Origin of the sequence: Oerskovia enterophila (assembly GCF_044748475.1) — a bacterium.
In the GTDB taxonomy this organism is placed as follows: domain Bacteria; phylum Actinomycetota; class Actinomycetes; order Actinomycetales; family Cellulomonadaceae; genus Oerskovia; species Oerskovia enterophila.
This window is the reverse complement of the sequence record NZ_JBIVFZ010000003.1, coordinates 333,885-353,322: the sequence shown is the minus strand read 5'-3', so window position 1 is coordinate 353,322 and position 19,438 is coordinate 333,885. Positions and strand designations below refer to the sequence as shown.

Annotated in this window: 19 protein-coding genes and 1 other RNA gene; 12 read left to right on the top strand and 8 right to left on the bottom strand. The window is 72.0% G+C overall.

Features of this window, described 5'->3' with window-relative positions; all coding sequences use genetic code 11:
* The first annotated feature begins 12 nt into the window (after nt 1–12).
* From ACIPWA_RS10950 to ACIPWA_RS10935, 4 genes are all read left to right on the top strand, one after another.
* Nucleotides 13–747 carry a zinc ribbon domain-containing protein gene (locus ACIPWA_RS10950; RefSeq protein ID WP_056651074.1) on the top strand — a complete coding sequence of 245 codons (735 nt, stop codon included), beginning with the start codon at nt 13–15 and terminating at the stop codon, nt 745–747.
* Nucleotides 748–1,454: 707 nt separating this feature from the next.
* Nucleotides 1,455–2,027 (top strand): DUF6318 family protein, encoded by a 573-nt coding sequence (locus ACIPWA_RS10945; RefSeq protein ID WP_400290117.1) that lies wholly within the window; start codon nt 1,455–1,457, stop codon nt 2,025–2,027.
* A gap of 185 nt (nt 2,028–2,212) precedes the next feature.
* Nucleotides 2,213–2,890 carry a hypothetical protein gene (locus ACIPWA_RS10940; RefSeq protein ID WP_400290115.1) on the top strand — a complete coding sequence of 226 codons (678 nt, stop codon included), beginning with the start codon at nt 2,213–2,215 and terminating at the stop codon, nt 2,888–2,890.
* Nucleotides 2,891–3,107: 217 nt separating this feature from the next.
* On the top strand, nt 3,108–4,370 hold the full coding sequence (locus ACIPWA_RS10935; RefSeq protein ID WP_400290113.1) for a bifunctional RNase H/acid phosphatase: 1,263 nt from the start codon (nt 3,108–3,110) through the stop codon (nt 4,368–4,370).
* A 207-nt stretch (nt 4,371–4,577) separates the two neighbouring features.
* Here ACIPWA_RS10935 and ACIPWA_RS10930 read toward each other — a convergent pair whose 3' ends face one another.
* Nucleotides 4,578–5,351, bottom strand: a complete 774-nt coding sequence (locus tag ACIPWA_RS10930) for a YaaA family protein (protein WP_400290111.1) — start codon at nt 5,349–5,351, stop codon at nt 4,578–4,580.
* A 100-nt stretch (nt 5,352–5,451) separates the two neighbouring features.
* Between ACIPWA_RS10930 and ACIPWA_RS10925 the strand changes: the two genes are divergently transcribed.
* Entirely contained in the window at nt 5,452–5,838 is a 387-nt protein-coding gene (locus ACIPWA_RS10925) for a tautomerase family protein (protein WP_056763458.1), read from the top strand.
* Nucleotides 5,839–5,852: 14 nt separating this feature from the next.
* Nucleotides 5,853–6,238: RNase P RNA component class A (gene rnpB, locus ACIPWA_RS10920), an RNA gene on the top strand.
* 86 nt (nt 6,239–6,324) lie between these two features.
* Here rnpB and ACIPWA_RS10915 read toward each other — a convergent pair.
* Nucleotides 6,325–6,744: a hypothetical protein gene (locus tag ACIPWA_RS10915; RefSeq protein ID WP_400290108.1), complete on the bottom strand. Its 420-nt coding sequence runs from the start codon at nt 6,742–6,744 to the stop codon at nt 6,325–6,327.
* An 82-nt stretch (nt 6,745–6,826) separates the two neighbouring features.
* On the opposite strand from ACIPWA_RS10915, the gene ACIPWA_RS10910 reads away from it, so the two are divergent.
* Nucleotides 6,827–7,288, top strand: a complete 462-nt coding sequence (locus tag ACIPWA_RS10910) for a DUF1579 family protein (protein ID WP_354506627.1) — start codon at nt 6,827–6,829, stop codon at nt 7,286–7,288.
* 18 nt (nt 7,289–7,306) lie between these two features.
* Here the strand turns inward: ACIPWA_RS10910 and ACIPWA_RS10905 are convergent, their stop codons facing one another.
* Nucleotides 7,307–7,792 (bottom strand): DUF6328 family protein, encoded by a 486-nt coding sequence (locus ACIPWA_RS10905; RefSeq protein WP_400290106.1) that lies wholly within the window; start codon nt 7,790–7,792, stop codon nt 7,307–7,309.
* Nucleotides 7,793–7,907: 115 nt separating this feature from the next.
* A complete protein-coding gene (locus ACIPWA_RS10900; protein ID WP_400290104.1) occupies nt 7,908–8,177 on the bottom strand; it encodes a DUF7218 family protein in 270 nt (89 codons plus the stop codon).
* 272 nt (nt 8,178–8,449) lie between these two features.
* Between ACIPWA_RS10900 and ACIPWA_RS10895 the strand changes: the two genes are divergently transcribed.
* Nucleotides 8,450–8,824, top strand: coding sequence for an STAS domain-containing protein (locus tag ACIPWA_RS10895; RefSeq protein ID WP_068625897.1), 375 nt, complete (start codon nt 8,450–8,452; stop codon nt 8,822–8,824).
* Nucleotides 8,825–8,970: 146 nt separating this feature from the next.
* On the opposite strand, the gene ppgK is transcribed toward ACIPWA_RS10895, so the two are convergent.
* Entirely contained in the window at nt 8,971–9,750 is a 780-nt protein-coding gene (ppgK, locus tag ACIPWA_RS10890; protein WP_400290102.1) for a polyphosphate--glucose phosphotransferase, read from the bottom strand.
* Nucleotides 9,747–10,628 carry a type I methionyl aminopeptidase gene (gene map / locus ACIPWA_RS10885; RefSeq protein ID WP_056651102.1) on the bottom strand — a complete coding sequence of 294 codons (882 nt, stop codon included), beginning with the start codon at nt 10,626–10,628 and terminating at the stop codon, nt 9,747–9,749. Before map ends, ppgK begins: the two co-directional genes overlap by 4 nt.
* Before the next feature lie 76 nt (nt 10,629–10,704).
* On the opposite strand from map, the gene ACIPWA_RS10880 reads away from it, so the two are divergent.
* Together ACIPWA_RS10880 and ACIPWA_RS10875 are read left to right on the top strand one after the other, a co-directional pair.
* The gene (locus ACIPWA_RS10880; protein ID WP_056651104.1) at nt 10,705–10,926 is read left to right on the top strand and encodes a hypothetical protein; all 222 of its coding nucleotides are present in this window, start codon (nt 10,705–10,707) and stop codon (nt 10,924–10,926) included.
* Nucleotides 10,923–11,840, top strand: a complete 918-nt coding sequence (locus ACIPWA_RS10875) for an N-acetylmuramoyl-L-alanine amidase (RefSeq protein ID WP_400290099.1) — start codon at nt 10,923–10,925, stop codon at nt 11,838–11,840. Before ACIPWA_RS10880 ends, ACIPWA_RS10875 begins: the two co-directional genes overlap by 4 nt.
* Nucleotides 11,841–11,982: 142 nt before the next feature.
* On the opposite strand, the gene panB is transcribed toward ACIPWA_RS10875, so the two are convergent.
* Both panB and ACIPWA_RS10865 read right to left on the bottom strand, forming a co-directional pair.
* On the bottom strand, nt 11,983–12,825 hold the full coding sequence (panB, locus tag ACIPWA_RS10870) for a 3-methyl-2-oxobutanoate hydroxymethyltransferase (RefSeq protein ID WP_056763464.1): 843 nt from the start codon (nt 12,823–12,825) through the stop codon (nt 11,983–11,985).
* 94 nt (nt 12,826–12,919) lie between these two features.
* Complete coding sequence (locus ACIPWA_RS10865; protein ID WP_400290097.1) at nt 12,920–14,653, bottom strand: NAD+ synthase; 1,734 nt, start codon at nt 14,651–14,653, stop codon at nt 12,920–12,922.
* Between the two features lie 138 nt (nt 14,654–14,791).
* Here ACIPWA_RS10865 and ACIPWA_RS10860 point away from each other — a divergent pair, with 138 nt between their 5' ends.
* Together ACIPWA_RS10860 and ACIPWA_RS10855 are read left to right on the top strand one after the other, a co-directional pair.
* A complete protein-coding gene (locus ACIPWA_RS10860; protein ID WP_056651115.1) occupies nt 14,792–16,129 on the top strand; it encodes a glutamine synthetase family protein in 1,338 nt (445 codons plus the stop codon).
* 40 nt (nt 16,130–16,169) lie between these two features.
* Nucleotides 16,170–19,391: a bifunctional [glutamine synthetase] adenylyltransferase/[glutamine synthetase]-adenylyl-L-tyrosine phosphorylase gene (locus ACIPWA_RS10855; RefSeq protein ID WP_400290095.1), complete on the top strand. Its 3,222-nt coding sequence runs from the start codon at nt 16,170–16,172 to the stop codon at nt 19,389–19,391.
* The last annotated feature ends 47 nt before the right edge of the window (nt 19,392–19,438 follow it).

Below are 19,438 nucleotides of genomic sequence, written 5' to 3'. Positions count from 1 at the left end.
GGAACGCACCCTGTGACCACTGCACCCCCCGAGGACCAGCGACGACTGCTGGAGGTCCAGGCGCTCGACACCCGCCTGCAGCAGCTCGCGCACAAGCGCACCTCGCTGCCCTCGATCGCCCGCATCGCGGAGCTCGACGCGCAGATCTCCGACCTGAGCACCTCGCTCGTCGCCTCCCGCACGGCCGTGAGCGACCTCAAGCGCGAGCTCACCAAGGCAGAGGGTGACGTGGAGCAGGTCCGCACGCGTGCCGCCCGCGACCAGACCCGCCTCGACTCGGGCCAGGTCGGCGCCAAGGACGCCCAGGCGCTCGTGGGGGAGCTCGCCTCGCTCGCCCGCCGCCAGGAGGTCCTCGAGGAGGTCGAGCTCGGTGTCATGGAGCGCCTCGAGGCGCACGAGGACGCGCTCGCCAAGCTCGACGCCGCGAACGACGAGCTGCTCGCCGCGAAGGCCGCCGTCGTGGTCGAGCGCGACGCCGAGCTCGCGCAGATCGACGCCGAGGTCGCGACCGTGACCGCCGCGCGCGCCCAGGCCGTCGAGGGGCTCGACACCGGGCTCGTCACGCTCTACGACCGGCTCCGCGCACAGCTCGGCGGCCTGGGGGCTGCCGTGCTCAGCGGGCGCCGGTGCGAGGGGTGCCGCCTCGAGCTCAACCCGTCCGACGTCGAGATCATCAAGGCCAAGAGCCCCGACCAGGTCGCGCGCTGCGAGGAGTGCTCGCGCATCCTGGTGCGTCTCGACGCCTGAGGCGCTGCTGATACTGCTGGCGCTGCCGCTGGGTGGAGCTGACGGGACCTGCCGGTGCTGCTGGTTCTGCTCACGGGACCTGCTGGTGCTGCTGGTTCTGCGGGCCGGTCGTGCTGGCCGGTCTTGCGGTCGGAACGGTCGACACGACCCCGTCCCTCGTGGGGCGGGGTCGTGCTGTGTCCGGGGGTTCCGGTGCCGAGCACGAGGTTGCGGTCGTTCTGACGGAATTCACGACCGCAACCTCGTGCTCGTATGCGCGCAACGTCGTGTTCGGTGGGTTGACGTCGCCCGTGGTGCCGAGCATGCGGTTGCCGTCGAGTTTCGGGCTCAGAGCGACGGCAAACGCATGCTCGTGGGACGTCAACCGCATGGTCGCGGTGAGGGGGGCTTGCGGGATGGGCGGGCGGTGGCCTCGGGTCAGTTGCGGCCGCCCGGCGGTGGCAGCCGATCGTCGGGGTCGGTGCTGCCCGAGGTCGTGAAGCCTAGTTGTCCACAGCCTGGGACGGGGGGTGGTGGTGTGGCGGTTTGACCCGTTAGGTTCCTGGGGAGGTAGGGGGCGGTGTGGCCCTGTGCCGGTACCTACCGAGGGGGCAGGGATGGGTTCGCAGGGGTTGCACAGGGCTGCCGCGCATGCGCGCAGAGGTGTGTCGGGCGCTGGGCGTCGACACGAGCGCGGTGACTGGGGGCGGTCGTGGTCGTTGGGCGCGGTGGCGCTGGTGGTCGGGATCGGCGTGGTCCTGGGCGGCTGCTCGACGCCTGCGCCGGAGGTGGAGAAGACACCGTCGGTCGTGAGCGAGGCTCCGAGCCCCACGTCCACGCCGACGCCTGTTCCGACCGGCCCGGTCAAGCCCGAGCGACCGGCGGACATGGACCGCACGGACGAGGTGGGGGCGGCGGCCGCGGCGACCTACTTCTTGGAGCTCTACCCGTACGTGATGGCGACGGGGGACCTCGAGGAGTGGGAAGCGATGACGTTCGCGGAACTGTGTGGATTCTGCACATCGGTCCGAGATCAGGCTCAGGAGATCGCTAATGATGGTGATACGTACCGAGGCGGAGAAATTGATGCCGTAGTTATCAAGGGCTACCCGCTGGACGACCTTGTCGGTGGCTATCCGCTGGACGTCAATGTCGCCATCAGCGATGCGGTGCTCATCAACAGTTCTGGCCTCGAGGTGGATCGTCAAGCTTCGCAGTCCAAGCCATATCGCGTCGAAGTCCTTCACGACGGCACGCTCTGGCGTGTTCTTACGGTCTCTTCAGACATGCCGGTCTCGTGACTGTGCTAACGAGCGCTGCTGTGCTGGGGGCGCTGGCCGCGATGGTGTCAACGGGATCGATCGACTTCGACGGTAAGGCAAAGAACGATTCGGTTGACATCGTCGCCACCGACGTCTCCGCAGACGGTTCCGCCCATCGTCCGAAGAACTCCGACGGTACCCCCGCCTCCTCCGAGTACCGGCGGATGCCCGCCGCGTTGTGCCACAACGCGGACCTCACCACGACCAAGGGCCAGATCGGGTCCTGTGCAGACGGTGACGTCGAGGGGGAGTTCCAGGTCTCGTGCCCCGAGGGTGAGATCGCACTGGAGCCAGTCTTCGTGCAGACCTGGACCAACAACCCGGACGGAACCATCAGCGGCCTGACCGGTTGGACCCTGCTCAACGACGGCGACTGCCTGACCGCGGTCGACCTCGCACCGTTGGCCGAGGTCGAGTTCCAACGCCTGACGATCGCCCCGTCGCCCGTCACGGTTCAGCCTCCGGACGGCTGGACGCTGGTCAACATCGAGACCATCACCTACACCAGCCCCACCCCGCAGACGTTCGCCACGACGCTGCTCGGCATCCCGGTCACGATCGAGGCCACGCCCGCGACGTACACCTGGGACTACGACGACGGCACCACCCCGACCCAGACCACCGACCCCGGCGCCCCCTACCCCGACCAGAGCGTCTTCCACACCTACTCGGACGAGGGCACCGCCACCATCACCCTCGGCACCACCTGGGAAGGACGCTTCCAGATCACCGGCACCTCGAGCTGGACCCCCATCACGGGCACCGCGCACACCACCGCCACGGCCCCACCCCTGACCATCTACGAGGCACGCTCGCGCCTGGTCACCGACCCGCTCGACTGACCTCGACGAGACACGCCCGCATCGCCCCTGTTCGACGCCACGACCAGCACCAGGAACACTGAGGTGGCCGGGTGGCACACCTCGGCGCCGCTACACGGTCCGGCCGCGGCGGCCGGGCGCGCGAAGCCCCGGCCTTCGCTGACCGAGGCGGCCGAGCACGCAGAGGCGGCCGAGCGATCCGGGGCCGGATGGACGAGGCGAGACGTGGAGGAACAGCATGGGTAGGTCGTTGATCGTCGAGGCGGACGGCGGGTCGCGCGGGAACCCCGGACCGGCGGGCTACGGCGCGCTCGTCCGGGACGCCACGACGGGAACAGTGCTGGCCGAGCGTGCGCGCTACCTCGGCGTCGTCTCGAACAACGTCGCCGAGTACTCGGGACTCGTCGCGGGGCTCGAGGCAGCGCGGGGCATCGACCCCGAGGCCCGCGTGCTCGTGCGCATGGACTCCAAGCTCGTCGTCGAGCAGATGTCGGGCCGCTGGAAGATCAAGCACGACGACATGCGACGCCTCGCTGCCGAGGCCGCGCTCGTCCTCCCGCCGTCCCAGGTCTCGTACGAGTGGGTGCCGCGCGCCGACAACTCCGCAGCCGACAAGCTTGCCAACGAGGCCATGGACACGGGCGGCCAGATCGCGCGCGACTACCCGGACCCCGCCGTCGGCGAAGCGCACGACGACCAGAGCAGGGGCGAGGACCAGGGACGACGCGCCGAAGAGACCTCAGGTGCGGTCGACAGCTCTGCCCGTCCGGCCACGGACTCTGCCCGTCCGGCCACCGACGACGCCGCGGCGTTCGACACGCCGTCACGCCCTTCCGGGGCCCGCGCACGGTTCGACGGCGCCGAGCCGCTCACCGTCGTCCTGGTCCGCCACGGTCAGACCCCGCTCACGGTCGCCGGCGCCTACTCGGGTTCCTCGGTCCCGGGCCCGTCGCTGACCGCGCGGGGCCGGGTGCAGGCCGCGCAGGCCGCCGACCTGGTCTACCGCATCGGTCGCGACCGCTGGACCGACCTGCCCCGACCGACAGCGATCGTCGCCTCGCCCATGGTGCGTGCGCAGGAGACCGCGCGGGCCGTCGGGCGCCGTCTCGGGTTGCACGTCGGGTCCGACGACCGCTTCGCCGAGGTCCACTTCGGTGAGTGGGAGGGACTGACCGCCCCGCAGATCGCCGAGCGGTGGGACGGGCATCCGGCGAGGTGGCTCGCATCGGGCACCGAGGTCGCGCCGGGCGGGGAGTCCATGGCGGACGTCGGCGACCGGGTCTGGGCCGGTCTGCAGGACCTGCTGGCCCGCGGCACGGGCCGGACCGTGGTCGTGGTGGGGCATGCGGTGCAGGTGCGTGCCGCGATCGGCCGCGCGATCGAGGCGCCGCCCTCGCGGTGGGCCGGCTTCCGGGTGCCGCCGGGATCGGTCAGCATCCTGCGGCTGTGGGCCGACGGCGCGACCGAGCTCACCGTGGTCGGGTGCCCGAGCGAGCCCTAGGCCGTCCCGCAGCGCCCCGCTCCCGCACGGTGCCGAGCACGAGGTTGCGGTCGTTCTGAGGTCCTCAGCGTTCTCAACCTCGTGCTCGACCGCGCGGAACCTCGTTCTCGGCACCCGCACGCCTCGAACACCCGGACTCGGCGAACAGTCGGTGAGGGAAGCGGCGACCGCTCGCGTGCCGCAGGGCAGCTCGCGCCGCAGAACAGCTCAGGAGACCACGAGCTCCAGCGTCGAGGCGCCGCGCGCCCCAGGAAGCAGGGTCGCGTCGAGCAGCTCCGTCCCGACCAGCTCGTACGCGGCCTTGAGCAACTCCTCGCCCGAGTGCACGGGCTCGGCACGGGTCAGCAGGTGCCCCGTGAGGACGCCGCGCGTGTGCTTGGCGTTGTGCGAGACGACGCTGCGCCGGCCGTCGAGCTCGCGCAGCACCCGGACGGCGACGTGCTCGGCGTCCGCGGGCACCTTCCACGCAGCCGCGTACGGCGCCGACCGGCAGTCGATCACGACGTCTCCCGCAGCCCGCGCGTCGAGCGCCCCGGCGAGGTGCGGGCGCCAGGTCGGAGCCAGCGCGCCGAGGGGCGGAAGCCTGGTCCCCATCGACAACCGGTAGGCGGGGATGCGGTCGGCGGGGGAGACCGCGCCCCACAGTGCCGAGACGATCCGTACCGACTCCTCGGCCCGCGCCGCCGCGGCGGGCGGCAGGTCGGCCAGGCCGGCCGCGGCGTACAGGACGCCGCTGTACACCCGTGCGGCCGGAGCCGCGGGCGCGGTGGGCAGCGACACGTTGCGCGCGACCTCGTCGGCCAGCCCGCTGCTCACGCCCAGCACGCCGAGCGCGTCGCGCCGCTTGCTCGCGGCGACGAGCGCGCGGAGCACGGCCTTGCGGTGCCGGGTGAGCGACGGCGAGCTGAGGGCCGAGAGATCGACGGGAGCTCCGTCGTCGGGCACGGACTTTCCCTCGGAGGGCGGCAGGAGCAGAAGCACACCGCCACTCTAGGGCGGTCGCGGACGGCCACGGACCGCGGCGGGGCGTGGCGATGGTCACCCGTGGCGGACCGCTCGCCCCGGCACTAGGTTGTGCCGCATGGTTCAGGTCAAGGTCTACGGCACCCGCACGGTCTGGGAGATGAAGCGCGAGGACATCTCCGACGCGATCCACCGGGCGGTCGTCGGCGCCTGGGGGCTGCCCGAGGAGAAGCGGTTCCACCGCTTCCTGCTCATGGAGGACGGCGACCTGATCGCGCCGCAGCGCAGCGACGCCTACCTCGTCGTCGAGGTCGTGTGCTTCACGGGTCGCTCGCGCGAGGCCAAGCGGGCGCTCATCGCCGCGATGTTCGACGACGTCGCGCCCTTCCTGGGGCTGGCGGCGGACGACCTCGAGGTCGTCATCCTCGAGAGCCCGCCCGAGAGCTGGGGGATCCGCGGCAGGAGCGGCGACGAGCTCGCGCTGGGCTACCGCGTGGACGTGTAGGCTGCGGGAGCGGATGAGTCGGTCAGACGGCCGCGTCGGTGCCCTCGTGGCACCGCCGAGGAACGTCCGGGCTCCACAGGGCAAGGTGGTGGGTAACGCCCACCCGGGGTGACCCGCGGGACAGTGCCACAGAGAACAGACCGCCTCCCACGGCCTCGGCCGTGGGCGGTAAGGGTGAAACGGTGGTGTAAGAGACCACCAGCGGGCCAGGTGACTGGTCCGGCTAGGTAAACCCCACCTGGAGCAAGGTCAGACAGGAAGCGTTCGAGGGCTGCTCGCCCGAGCTTCCGGGTAGACCGCTGGAGGCGTGCGGCAACGTACGTCGTAGATGGATGGCCGTCACCCGTGCGGGGGCAACCGCGCGCGGGGACAGAACCCGGCGTACCGACCGACTCATCCGCCGTCACCTCGCTGACTTACGCCATGGTCCAAGAAGTTGCCCGTCGATTTGTTGGGGCGCAGTTGTCCATGGCACGTCCCTGCGCCCTAGGTAACAAGACGCTTTCCCTTCTCGTCACGGGGGACCTTCTGAGAACTCTCGAAGATTCCGTAGACGAGTACGCTGAGCAAGATCACGACCGGCGCGATCGCAAGGTATGCCCACCACGCTCCAATGGAGAGCAGTGCGGCCGCAGCCCAGGTCAGTCCAAGGGTTCCAAGAATCGCACCCGCGAGGGATGGAATGTTCCGAGATCGGGCTGGCGCGGAGTCCTGCTCTCGGATCCTTGTGTCGAGTCGCTTCAGAAGTGCCGCCCTTGCAGCGGAATCTGGCAATTTCGCGATGAGATCAACGTCTCGTTCGATCTTCTGGTCCTCAGGGTCCTCGCGGATCGCCGCGAGAATGAGAGGTATGAGGACCGGCAGTACTGCCAGCACCTTGATCAGCAAGTCCCAGTTGATTTCCATGGGTCGGACCGTACAGGGAGGGCATGACAGGAGAACGTCTCTGGCCCTGTCGCCCGCACCGCCCCCTGCGTACGCTGGCTGGATGAGGATCGTCGAGTGCTTGGCCCCGGTGCTGGGGCAGTGGCAGGGCGTCCACCGTCAGCGGCTCCTGCCCACCGACGAGTTCGTCGCGTCGGACGCCACGGCGTCCGTGACGGTCACGGCGCGTGAGTACGTCTCGCTCGCCTACACGTGGTCCGACGGCGACGCTCCCCAGGAGGGGCTGCTCCTTCTGAGCGGCGGCTCCGGACCAGAGGGGGTCTCCGCGGTCTGGCTCGACTCGTGGCACTCGTCGCCCGCCTGGATGCTGTTCGCCGGCACGGTCGGCGAGGACGGCGTCGTCCGGCTGACCGGGAGCTATGCCGCACCGGAGGGGCCGGACTGGGGCTGGCAGATCTTCGTCGCTCCGGTCGAGGGCGGTGGCGGACGCATGACCATGCTCAACCTGGTACCCGGCGAGGCGCCCTACGAGGCGGTCGAGGCGGTCTACGACCACCGCGTCTGAGCCGTCACCCGTCACCCGTCACCTGTCGGCTGACCGCGCTCGCCGCATGAGCTCGAGCGGCAGCGCCACCCAGAGCAGCGCGAACAGCACGAGCGCCCCCACGGCCGCGATCACCGCGGCGGCCGGCCCCACGACCACGTCGAAGATCAGCAGCACGGTCCCGGCCACGACGAGCGCGAGCACCACGAGCCCCACGCGCGCCAACCGGTCGGCCGACGTCACGAGCCGCATCTTGAGGTGCTTGCGGAACAGCAGGCGGTGCAACGACACGGGCGCGACGAGCAGTCCGGTCGCGAGCACCGAGAGCACCACGAGGCACAGGTAGATCGTGCGCTGGGTGTGGTCGAGCTCGCCGAACCGCTGCTGGAACGGCAGGGTCAGCAGGAAGCCCGTGAGGATCTGCACGCCCATCTGCGTGACGCGCAGCTCCTGCAGGAGCTCGGCCCAGTTGCGGTCGGCGCGCTCCTCGGCCGACTCGTGGCGCGAGTCGGCAGCGCCGGCCACGTCGTTCCCGGACGACCGCGAGTGCCGGGGATCTGGGCCGCCGGCCCCCGGGCCGCCAGCCCGATCGCTCGCGGGCCCCCGGCCACCCCCGCCGCCCGTGTCCATCCCGGACTCGTCAGTGGTTCCGGAGAGCCGACACGAGCTCGCTCTTGCGCATGGTCGAGCGGCCCTCGATCCCGATCTCGCGAGCCCTCGTGCGCAGCTCGCCCACGGTCCATTCCTCGTAGGCGGGCGACGACCCACCCTTCTTTCCGACCGCGCTGCGGGACGACGCCGCCGCGGCGTTGGCGATGCGCGCGGACTTCTCCTTGGAGTTCCCCTCGTCGCGCAGGGTCTCGTACAGCTCCTTGTCCTTGACCGAAGGACCGGGGTCTCGCCTGGGCACAGGATCACCTCTCGAGGTCTCGATGAACAGGTCTCTCGACCGTACGACGACCCCGCAGCACTTGCTCGGCACGTGGCACCGGGCCAGAGCAGGTCAAGAGCGGCGAAGACGACCAGGAGGAGGATTCGCCCAAAAACGCACGCCGACGGCGTCCCAGGTAAAGCGCTCCCCAGAATGCTGTCATGCCGGTGCCACTTGGGGGTACCCTGGCTCTGTTGACGGCGCTCTAGACGTCGGGTGCCGAGAACACGACGAGCGGGGGCTCTGGACTCATGACTCCGAGCAAGACGACGACCACCGGCGGTATCACTCTCCTCGAGCAGCCGGAATCGAGTGTCGTGGACATGTGGGGCGAGATCGACGTGGCGCTGCGCAGCGAGGCGAGCGCGGCACTGGCGAACGCACTGGACCGGGACGTGCCCGTCGTGATCGACACCTCGAAGGTGACGTTCATGGACTCCACGGGCATCGCGTTCCTCGTGCAGTTCTACACGATCGGCAGCGAGGAGGGACTGCAGGTCAGCCTGCGCAACCCTCCGACGGTCGTCACGGACGTCCTGGAGATGCTGGGCGTGATCGACATCTTCCCGGGGCTGCCGACGCACCATGTCGAGCACGACGAACCACAGCACCAGAGCGCGGTCTGACCCACCTCGCGGCGGGCCGGACCACGCCCGGCGGAGCGGGACGGACCACGTCCGTCGGTGTCCGGCCCGAACAAGCGCCGGGCGCACCCGTCCGAGCGCGGCCGGACAAGTCGGCCGGGTCGGCCTGCCGTCAGGCCGACCGCCGATCAGGCCAGCCCGGCTCCCTCGGCTGCCAGCGCGGCCGCGCCCACGATGCCCGCGGCGTTGCGCAGCTCGGCCGGGATGATGGGCGCCTTGAGGTGCAGCAGCGGCAGGAAGTTTTCGTGGTGCTTGGAGATCCCGCCGCCGACCACGATCAGGTCGGGCGAGAAGAGCATCTCGACGACCTCGAAGTAGCGCTGGAGCCGAGCGGCCCACTCCTCCCACGAGAGGTCCTCCCGGCCGCGCGCCGACTCCGCGGCCCGTGACTCGGCGTCGAACCCGTCGATCTCGAGGTGGCCCAGCTCGGTGTTGGGCACGAGGATCCCGTCGACGACCAGGGCGCTGCCGATGCCCGTGCCCAGGGTCGCGAGCAGGACCACGCCCTTGGTGTCCTTGGCCGCGCCGTAGCGGACCTCGCCGATCCCCGCGGCGTCCGCGTCGTTGACCGCGACGACGTGCCGCCCGGTCTCCTTCTTGATCAGCGCGGGCAGGTCGACGCCCTTCCAGGACTTGTCGAGGTTCGCGATGAACCCGATCACGCCGTGGTGGATGGGGCCGGGGAAGGCCACGCCGATCGGGACGTCGTGCGGCAGGTCGTACTCGTCGACGAGCTCGGCGATGACCTTGGCGACGGCCTCGGGCGTGGAGGGCTGCGGCGTCGGGATGCGGTGACGCTCCTGGGCGAACTCGCCCGTGGTGAGGTCGACCGGTGCGCCCTTGATGCCGCTGCCGCCGACGTCGATCCCGAAGGCCAGCCCGTGGTGGTGGTGTGAGTGCTTGCTCATGGCAGGGTCAGGATCTCCGCTCCGTCTTCGGTGACGACCAGGGTGTGCTCGAACTGCGCGGTCAGCGACCTGTCCGCGGTGACTACGGTCCACCCGTCGTCCCACATGCGCCACTCGGGGCCGCCGAGCGTCAGCATGGGCTCGATCGTGAAGACCATGCCCGGCTCCATGACCGTGTCGTGGTCGGGGGCCGCGTCGTAGTGCGGGATCACGAGCCCTGAGTGGAACGACTCGCCGACGCCGTGGCCCGTGTACTCGCGCACCACGCCGTAGCCGAACCGGTGCGCGTACTTCTCGATCACGCGGCCCAGGACGTTGACCTCGCGCCCGGGTCGCACGGCCTTGATGGCCCGGTCGAGCGACTCGCGCGTGCGCTGCACGAGCAGCGCGGCCTCCTCGCTGATCTCACCGACCGCGAACGTGGCGTTGTTGTCGCCGTGCACGCCGCCGATGAACGCGGTGATGTCGACGTTGACGATGTCGCCCTCGACCATCTCGGTCGAGTCCGGGATCCCGTGGCACACGACCTCGTTGAGCGAGGTGCACAGCGACTTGGGGAAGCCGCGGTAGCCGAGCGTCGACGGGTAGGCGCCGTGGTCCAGGAGGAACTCGTGCCCGATCCGGTCGAGCTCGTCGGTGCTCACACCGGGGGCGACGTGCATCCCGACCTCGGCGAGCGCCTGGGCCGCGATGCGGCTCGCGACCCGGATCCGGTCGAGGGTCTCGGGGTCCACGACGTCGTCGCCCGTGAAGGGCTGCGGGCCGGGCTGCCCCACGTACTCGGGCCGTGCGATCGAGCGTGGCACGACGCGCAGGGGAGAGACCGACCCCGGGACCAACGGTCCGCGTGGGGCGGTCAGGACGGAGGAATCGGGCATGCCGCCAGTCTACGGAGTGCCCGTGGCCCGGTGCGTACGGCCGACGCCGTGCGCGCGGGTGAGGCAGGATCGTCCTATGACGAAGGAACGATTCTCCGACGACGGCGACCCGGTCTCCGAGGACCAGTACTACTTCGACACGCGCACGGGGGAGGTCTCGAAGGGCCCGCAGTCGACGTGGTCCTCGCGCATGGGCCCGTACCCGACGCGTGAGGCCGCGGCCCAGGCGCTCGAGCTGGCCCGTGCCCGCTCCGAGGCCTGGGACGAGGAGGAACGGGAGCGCGAGCGCGACAAGTGACGGATCCTGCCGGTCGGGCGGGCCGGTGGACCGTGGCGCTCGCGGTGCTGCTCGCGGGCCTCGCGGTGGGATGGGTGTCCTGGCTCGCGTTCGGCAGCGGCGCGGGCGACGAGCGCCCGGCGCCCTCCCCGAGCCCGACGACGGAGCTCACCTCGGGTGCGGCCGACGCCGACGACGCGCCCGGCTTCGCAGACGTCGCCGGCTCCGGCAAATCGTCCCCACCGGACCCTGCGTCGCTCCCGCTGACCGGGCTGACGGTCGCGCTCGACCCGGGGCACAACGGCGCGAACGCCCAGCACCCGGACCAGGCCGGTGCGCTCGTGCCGGACGGCCGAGGGGGCGCAAAGGCCTGCAACACGGTCGGCACGTCGACCGACGCGGGCTACCCCGAGCACGCGTTCACGTGGGACGTCGCCTCGCGGGCCACCACGGCGCTCGAGGACCTCGGTGCACGGGTCGTCGTGACGCGCGTGGACGACGAAGGGGTCGGGCCGTGCGTCGACGTCCGGGGAGGCTTCGCCCAGGCGGTGGGGGCGGACGTGCTCGTCTCGGTCCACGCCAACGGCAGCGACGACTGCGCGGCGAAGGGGTTCTTCGTCATCGTCGCGGACCCGCCGCCGGTCGTCGAGATCGACGGCCCGCCGCGGGCCGACGACGCGGCGTCGAGCGAGCGTCTCGCGACGGCCATGGTCGGAGCCCTGGCATCCGCCGGCTTCACGCCGTCGGGCAGCGTCGCCGGCGCGATCTCGCGGCGCGGCGACCTCGCGACGCTCAACCTCGCCGCGCGCCCCGCGGTGCTGCTCGAGCTCGCCGAGATGCGCAACCCGGACGAGGCAGCGCTGGCGTCCTCCGAGGAGGGACGCCAGCGCTACGCCGACGCGATCGCCGCAGGCGTGGTCGCCTGGGCGGGGTAGCCCCCTCTCCCCGGAGCAACCGCAGGCCGGCGAGCGTCCCCGCCCCGAGGCAAGAGGCCCGGGCACGGCGACGCCCGACGGCGCCACGCACCCCGGGCGCACCAGTGCACCCTGGGGAGCGACGCCGTCGGGCGGGGAGGGGCTACTTCTCGAAGCTGTGCGCCGCGTCCGGGAACGTGCCGCCCTTGACCTCTTCCGCGTAGTCCTGCGCGGCCCGGCCCAGGGCCGCACCGATCTCCGCGAACCGCTTGGCGAAGCGCGGCGACCACTCGGTCATCCCGGCGAGGTCCGTCCAGACGAGGACCTGGCCGTCGCACTCGGGACCCGCGCCGATCCCGATGGTCGGGATGCGCACGATCTCCGTCACGCGGGCCGCGACCTCGACCGGGACCATCTCGAGGACCACGGCGACCGCGCCCGCGTCGGTCACGGCGACGGCGTCCTCGCACAGGCGCTCGGCGGCGTCGTCCCCGCGGCCCTGCACGCGCGGCCCGCCCAGGATGTTCTCCGACTGCGGCGTGAATCCCAGGTGCGCGACGACGGGGATGCCCGCGTCGGTCAGCGCCCGGATCTGCGCGGCCGAGCGACGCCCGCCCTCGAGCTTGACCGCGTGCGCGCCGGTCTCCTTCATGATGCGCACGCTCGTCGCGAGGGCCTGCTCCGGCCCGGCCTCGTACGAGCCGAACGGCAGGTCCACGATCACGAGCGCACGCTGCGCGGCCCGTGCGACGCCGCGCGCGGCGGGGATCATGTCGTCGACCGTGACGGGCAGCGTGGTCCGGTGCCCGTGCATGGTGTTCCCGATCGAGTCGCCGACGAGGAGCATGTCGATGCCCGCCTCGTCGAAGATGCGGGCGGTCACCGCGTCGTACGCGGTGAGCATCGTGAGCTTCTCGTGCCGCGCCTTGGCCTCCGCGAGGTGGTGGACGCGGAAGCGCTTGACGGGCGTGGCCGGAGTCTGGCCGGGCTGGGTGTGTGCGGACATGCTCTCGTCTCTCCAGGTCGTGCGGCCCGCCGGTGGTCGGTGGGCCGGTCGTTCGGGAAGCAGGTGGGGCGTGCGGCCCTGGCGGTGAGCCCGACTACTCGGCCGGCTCGCGCCAGCGGGACGTGACGGGCAGGCGGCGGTCGCGGCCGAACGCGAGCGAGGTGACCTTGGGACCGAGCGGGTACTGGCGCCGCTTCCACTCGGCGCGGTCCACGAGGGTCACGACCTTGTCCACGACCTCGGGGTCGAACCCGCGTGCGAGCAGCTCGGCGCGCCCCTCGGCGTGCTCGATGTACGCGTCGAGGACCTCGTCGAGCAGGTCATAGGGCGGCAGCGAGTCCTGGTCGGTCTGGCCGGGTCGCAGCTCGGCCGACGGCGGCTTGGTGATCGAGGACTCGGGGATCGGGGGGATCTCGCCCGCGTCGAGCGCGGCGTCGTTGCGCCAGCGCGCGAGGGCCCACACGCGCGACTTGTCGACGTCCTTGAGCGGCGCGTAGCCGCCGATGCTGCCCGCGTCGTAGATGGTCGCGTAGCCCACCGCGAGCTCGGACTTGTTGCCCGGCGCGATGACGAGGTGGCCCTCGCGGTTCGAGATCGCCATGAGGACAACGCCGCGCACGCGCGCCTGGAGGTTCTCCTCGGCGACGCCCTCGAGCGCGAGCTCGCCCTGGAAGGCCTCGACCATGGGCGCGATGGGCTGCACCCGGTAGTCGGCGCCGAGGCGCTTGGCGAGGTCGGCGGCGTCGTCCTTGCTGTGCTCTGACGAGTACGACGAGGGCATCGAGACGCCCACGACGTTCTGCCCGCCGATCGCGTCGGCCGCGAGGGTCGCGGAGAGCGCCGAGTCGATCCCGCCGGACAGGCCCAGGACGATCGACCGGAAGCCGTTCTTGCGGACGTACCCGGCCAGGCCCGTGACGCAGGCCCGGTACACCTCCTCGTCGGGGTGCAGCGGGGCAGCGATGCGCCCCGTGGGGTAGACGGTCGCCGGCGCGGTGCCCGTCAGGTCGGCGGAGGACGTCCGCGCGGGCAGGTCCCAGACCAGCAGGTCCTCGACGAACTGCGGCGAGGACGTGAGCACCGAGCCGTCCGGGCCCACGACGAACGACCCGCCGTCGAACACCAGGTCGTCCTGCCCGCCGACCATGTTGACGTACGCGACGGGGGCGTCGACCTCCGCGGCGCGGCGCGCGGCAAGGTCCGTGCGGACGTGCCCCTTGCCCTCCTCATACGGAGAGCCGTTGAGCACGAGCAGCAGGTCGATCCCGTGGCCGGCCTCGTCGAGACCGCCCAGCGTGGTGATCGGCCCGCCGTCCTGCCAGATGTCCTCGCAGATGACGATGCCGACCGCGCGGCCCTCGATCTCGACGACGAGCGGCTCGGTCCCGGGCGCGAAGATGCGGAACTCGTCGAACACGCCGTAGTTCGGCAGGTGGTGCTTGTCGTAGGCGGCGAGGACCTCGCCGTGCTGGATGACGACCGCGCGGTTGGTCGGCAGGTCGGCCGGCGCCCCCGAGGCCGCGCGCTCGGGCGTGTCCGGCGTCCCGGCGGTCCCCACGGTGCCCAGGACGACCGTGACGCCGCCCAGGCCCTCGCGCTCGAGCTGCGCGGCGACGTCGGCCGCTGCGGCCCATGCGGCGCGACGGAACGAGGCGCGCAGCGCCAGGTCCTCGATCGGGTAGCCCGTGAGCGTCATCTCGGGGAACGCGACGACGTGGGCGCCCTCGCCCGCCGCGCGCCGGGTCCACTCGAGGATCTTCGCCGTGTTCTGGTCGATCGCTCCGACGCACGTGTCGATCTGTGCGAGGGCGATGCGCAGTTCTGCCATGCTCGCCAGCCTATGCGAACCCGCCGGTCAGGTGCCCATCGGTACCGTTCGGCGCGCGGCCGTGGCACGCTGGCGACACGTCGCGCCGTCAGGACGCGTCGTAACCCGCTCGACACACTCATCAGGCAGGATGTAGCCATGGACAGGCAGCAGGAGTTCGTGCTCCGCACGGTCGAGGAGCGCGACATCCGCTTCATCCGTCTCTGGTTCACCGACGTGCTGGGGATGCTCAAGTCGGTCGCGATCGCGCCCGCCGAGCTCGAGTCGGCCTTCTCGGAGGGCATCGGCTTCGACGGCAGCTCGATCGAGGGCCTCACGCGCGTGTACGAGGCGGACATGATCGCGCGCCCCGACCCGACCACGTTCCAGGTGCTGCCGTGGCGCGGCGACCGCCACGGGACGGCCAGGATGTTCTGCGACATCCTCACGCCCGACGGCGAGCCCTCGCTCGCGGACTCGCGCAACGTGCTCAAGCGTGCGCTGGCCAAGGCGAGCGACAAGGGCTTCACGTTCTACACGCACCCCGAGGTCGAGTTCTACCTCTTCAACCACCCGGCCGACGCCTCGTCGCCGCTCGTCCCGGTCGACCAGGGCGGGTACTTCGACCACCTGGCCCGCGGATCGACGCACGACTTCCGTCGCGCGGCGATCACGATGCTCGAGTCGATGGGCATCTCGGTGGAGTTCTCCCACCACGAGGCCGGCCCCGGCCAGAACGAGATCGACCTGCGCTACGCCGACGCCCTGACCACGGCCGACAACCTCATGACGTTCCGCACGGTCGTCAAGGAGGTCGCGCTCGAGCAGGGGGTCTTCGCGTCGTTCATGCCGAAGCCCATGGCCGACCAGCCGGGTTCGGGCATGCACACGCACCTGTCGCTGTTCGAGGGCGACCGCAACGCGTTCCACGAGCCCGGTGCGCAGTTCGAGCTGTCCAAGACGGCGCGCTCGTTCATCGCGGGCCTGCTGGTCCACGCCGCGGAGATCACCGCGATCACCAACCAGTACGTCAACTCGTACAAGCGCCTGTGGGGCGGGTCGGAGGCCCCGAGCTACGTCTGCTGGGGCCACAACAACCGCTCGGCGCTCGTGCGCGTGCCCATGTACAAGCCGGGCAAGGGCAACTCGAGCCGCATCGAGTACCGCGCGCTGGACTCCGCGACCAACCCGTACCTCGCGTACGCGGTCATCCTCGCGGCGGGCCTCAAGGGCATCGAGGAGGGCTACGAGCTCCCCGAGGAGACCGAGGACGACGTGTGGGAGCTGACGGACTCCGAGCGCCGTGCGCTCGGGATCAAGCCGCTGCCGCAGTCGCTCGACGCCGCGATCCAGATCATGGAGACGTCCGAGCTCGTCGCCGAGACCCTGGGCGAGCACGTGTTCGACTTCGTGCTGCGCAACAAGCGCCAGGAGTGGGACGCGTACCGCTCGCAGGTCACGCCGTTCGAGCTGAAGCGGTTCCTGCAGGTCCTGTGAGCCCGTCCTCGCGCGGGCCCGTCGGGCCTTGGTGGTCGCGATGACCCCGGGGCCCGACGGCGGCGCTCCCCTCAGCAGCTTCGGCGCGCCCGCGGGGTCGCGGCGCACCACCCCGACCTCGCGCCTGCGCAGGCTCGGGTTCGCCGACGTCACCCGCTCGTTGTCGCTGCTCGACGACAAGGACCTCGTGGGGGTCCTCGGGCCTCTGTCCGAGGAGCTGCTCGCCGCGGTCGGCGCGACCGCGGACCCTGACCTTGCGCTGCTCCAGCTCGCCCGGCTGTCGTCCGCGGTGGCCGGGGACGAGGCGTCGTGCACGCTGCTCAGGGACGTGCTCTCGGGCGCGGCGGCGGGCGAGGCCGCCGCCGACGAGCGGTCGGCGGACGCGGGGGATGCGGCCGGCGAGGGTGCCGGCGACCTCGGTCCCGGTCCCGCGGGCTCCACGGAGGGTGCAACGGCACCGCACGGCCCCGTCCCGACCGGTCGTGACCGCCTCCTGGCGGTGCTCGGCGCCTCGGTCGCGCTCGGCGACGACCTGGTCTCCCACCCCGAGCTGCTGCACGTCGTCGCCGACCCGACGCCGGGGACCGGGGTGCCTGCGGAGGCCGTGCGCGCCGAGCTGCTGCGCGCCGTGGACGCGGAGCCCGACGCGGGGCAGCCGGTCGCGGCCGTCCCCGTCGGTGCGGCCACCGACGCGATGCGCCGGGCCTACCGTGCGCGCATCCTGCGGATCGCGGCGACCGACCTCACCGCGCTCGACCCCCTGACCGCGATGCCCGCCGTGGCCGCGGCGCTCGCGGACCTGGCTGCGGCCGCGCTCGAGGCCGCGCTCGCGGTCGCCCGCTCCGAGCTCGACGACCACGGCGGGGGCGTCCGGCTCGCGGTCATGGGCATGGGCAAGTGCGGGGGGCGCGAGCTCAACTACGTGTCCGACGTCGACGTGATCTACGTCGCCGAGCCCGCCGACGGGTACGACGAGGCCTACGCCACGAGCGTCGGGGCACGCCTCGCGACGGGGCTCGCCCGGGTCTGCTCGGGCACGTCCTCGGAACCGCCGTTGTGGCCCGTCGACGCCGCGCTGCGCCCCGAGGGCAAGAACGGGCCGCTCGTGCGGAGCCTCGCGAGCCACCTCGCGTACTACGAGCGCTGGGCCAAGACCTGGGAGTTCCAGGCGTTGCTCAAGGCGCGGCTGGTCGCGGGGGACGCCGAGCTCGCGGCGGCCTACCACGACGCGATCAACCCGTTCGTGTGGACGGCCGTGGCGCGGGAGAACTTCGTCGAGGACTCCCAGGCCATGCGCCGCCGGGTCGAGGACCACGTGCCGGCCGCCGAGGCGGACCGCCAGCTCAAGCTCGGCAAGGGGGGACTGCGCGACGTCGAGTTCACGGTCCAGCTCCTGCAGCTCGTGCACGGCCGGGCCGACGACTCGATCCGCAGCCCCAGCACCCTCACGGCGCTCGCCGCGCTGGCGGCGGGTGGCTACGTCGGCCGCGAGCACGCCGCCCGCCTGGCCGCCTGCTACCGGTTCCTGCGCTCGCTCGAGCATCGCATCCAGCTCTTCCGCCTGCGCCGCACCCACCTCATCCCGACCGGGGAGGACGACCTGCGCCGTCTGGCCCGGTCGGTGGGCATGCGCTCCGAGGGCGCCGAAGGGCTCATGGAACGGTGGCGCGCGACGCGCCGCGAGGTGCGCGCGCTGCACGAGGAGCTGTTCTACCGGCCGCTGCTCCCGGCGACCGCGCAGCTCTCGACCGAGGAGGCGAGCCTCGCACCGGAGGCGGCCAAGGCGCGCTTCCAGGCGATCGGCTACCGCGACCCCGCGGGTGCCATGCGCCACGTCGTCGCGCTGACCGAGGGCGTGAGCCGCCGCGCGGCGATCCAGCGTCAGCTCCTGCCCGTGATGCTCGGCTGGTTCGCCGAGGGCGCGGACCCCGACGCGGGGCTCCTGAACTTCCGCACGCTGTCCGAGGAGCTCGGCTCGACCCACTGGTACCTCAAGCTGCTGCGCGACTCGGGGTCGGCCGCGCACCGTCTCGCGACGCTCCTGTCGAGCTCGCGCTACATGGCCGACGCCCTCTCGCGCTCGCCCGAGTCCGTCGCCTGGCTCGCGGACGACGCCGAGCTGGCCCCGCGCGGAGCGGCCCGGCTGGCGGTCGAGGCCGACGCGATCCTGACCCGTGCCGACGTGGCCGGTCCTGCGGCCAAGGCCCTGCGGGCGGTGCGCCGTCGCGAGCTCGCACGCACGGGGGCCGCGGAGATCCTGGGCGTCGTGGACGCGGTCGACGCGGCGCGCGCGATCTCCGACGCCGCTGACCTGCTGCTCGTGGGCGGACTGCGGGTCGCGCAGTTCGTGGCGCGCCAGGAGCTCGGGATCGCGGGCCCTGCCGACGATCCCGCCCGCCTGCAGGTCGTCGCGATGGGACGCCTGGGTGGCCGGGAGATGGGCTACGGCTCGGACGCCGACGTGCTCTTCGTGTACGAGCCCGTCGAGGGGGCCGCCGACCGCGACGCCCAGGCGTTCGCGCTCCTCGTCGCGACCCGTCTGCGCTCGCTGCTCGGGGACATGGGACCCGAGCCGGGGCTGCCCGTGGACGCCGACCTGCGCCCCGAGGGCCGCAACGGCCCGCTCGTGCGCTCGTTCGAGTCCTACGCCGAGTACTACGACCGCTGGTCGGCCGCGTGGGAGAGCCAGGCCCTGCTGCGCGCACGGCCCGTCGCAGGAGACCCGGGGCTCGGCGAGCGCTTCGTCGGGCTCGTCGACCCCGTGCGCTACCCGGCGGGCGGGGTCGAGCCCGCGACGGAGCGCGAGCTCCGGCGCATCAAGGCGCGCGTCGAGGCCGAGCGGCTGCCCCGCGGCGTCGATCCGTCGCGCCACCTCAAGCTGGGCCGCGGCGGGGTCTCCGACGTCGAGTGGACCGTCCAGCTCCTCCAGCTCCAGCACGCGCACGAGGTCCCGGGCCTGCGGACGACGTCGACGGTCGACGCCCTCGAGGCGGCCGCGGACGCGGGCATCGTCACGCCCGACGACGCCGCGACCCTGGGGGAGTCGTGGCACCTCGCGTCGCGGTTGCGCAGCGCGCTCGTGCTCTGGTCCGGGCGCACCGGGGGCCCCTCGGCCGACGTCCTGCCGCACGAGGTCCGGGCGCTCGCGGGCCTGGCGCGCGTGATCGGTGAGGAGTCGGGGGCCGAGCTCGAGGATCGCTACCTGCGCACGGCCCGGCGGGCGCGTGCCGTCATGGAGCGCGTGTTCTACGGCGAGGACTGAGCGTCCCGCTCCTCGTCGAGCCGGTGGCCCGGTCGACGTGGTCCGTG

Excerpts from the sequence above, each read along its gene's own strand:
- ACIPWA_RS10940 (WP_400290115.1), top strand. The coding sequence starts at position 2,213 with ATGCCCGCCGCGTTGTGCCACAACGCGGACCTCACCACGACCAAGGGC.
- ACIPWA_RS10935 (WP_400290113.1), top strand. The coding sequence starts at position 3,108 with ATGGGTAGGTCGTTGATCGTCGAGGCGGACGGCGGGTCGCGCGGGAAC.
- ACIPWA_RS10925 (WP_056763458.1), top strand. The coding sequence starts at position 5,452 with ATGGTTCAGGTCAAGGTCTACGGCACCCGCACGGTCTGGGAGATGAAG.
- ACIPWA_RS10915 (WP_400290108.1), bottom strand. The coding sequence starts at position 6,744 with ATGGAAATCAACTGGGACTTGCTGATCAAGGTGCTGGCAGTACTGCCG.
- ACIPWA_RS10910 (WP_354506627.1), top strand. The coding sequence starts at position 6,827 with ATGAGGATCGTCGAGTGCTTGGCCCCGGTGCTGGGGCAGTGGCAGGGC.
- ACIPWA_RS10895 (WP_068625897.1), top strand. The coding sequence starts at position 8,450 with ATGACTCCGAGCAAGACGACGACCACCGGCGGTATCACTCTCCTCGAG.
- ppgK (WP_400290102.1), bottom strand. The coding sequence starts at position 9,750 with ATGAGCAAGCACTCACACCACCACCACGGGCTGGCCTTCGGGATCGAC.
- map (WP_056651102.1), bottom strand. The coding sequence starts at position 10,628 with ATGCCCGATTCCTCCGTCCTGACCGCCCCACGCGGACCGTTGGTCCCG.
- ACIPWA_RS10880 (WP_056651104.1), top strand. The coding sequence starts at position 10,705 with ATGACGAAGGAACGATTCTCCGACGACGGCGACCCGGTCTCCGAGGAC.
- panB (WP_056763464.1), bottom strand. The coding sequence starts at position 12,825 with ATGTCCGCACACACCCAGCCCGGCCAGACTCCGGCCACGCCCGTCAAG.
- ACIPWA_RS10865 (WP_400290097.1), bottom strand. The coding sequence starts at position 14,653 with ATGGCAGAACTGCGCATCGCCCTCGCACAGATCGACACGTGCGTCGGA.
- ACIPWA_RS10860 (WP_056651115.1), top strand. The coding sequence starts at position 14,792 with ATGGACAGGCAGCAGGAGTTCGTGCTCCGCACGGTCGAGGAGCGCGAC.
- ACIPWA_RS10855 (WP_400290095.1), top strand. The coding sequence starts at position 16,170 with ATGACCCCGGGGCCCGACGGCGGCGCTCCCCTCAGCAGCTTCGGCGCG.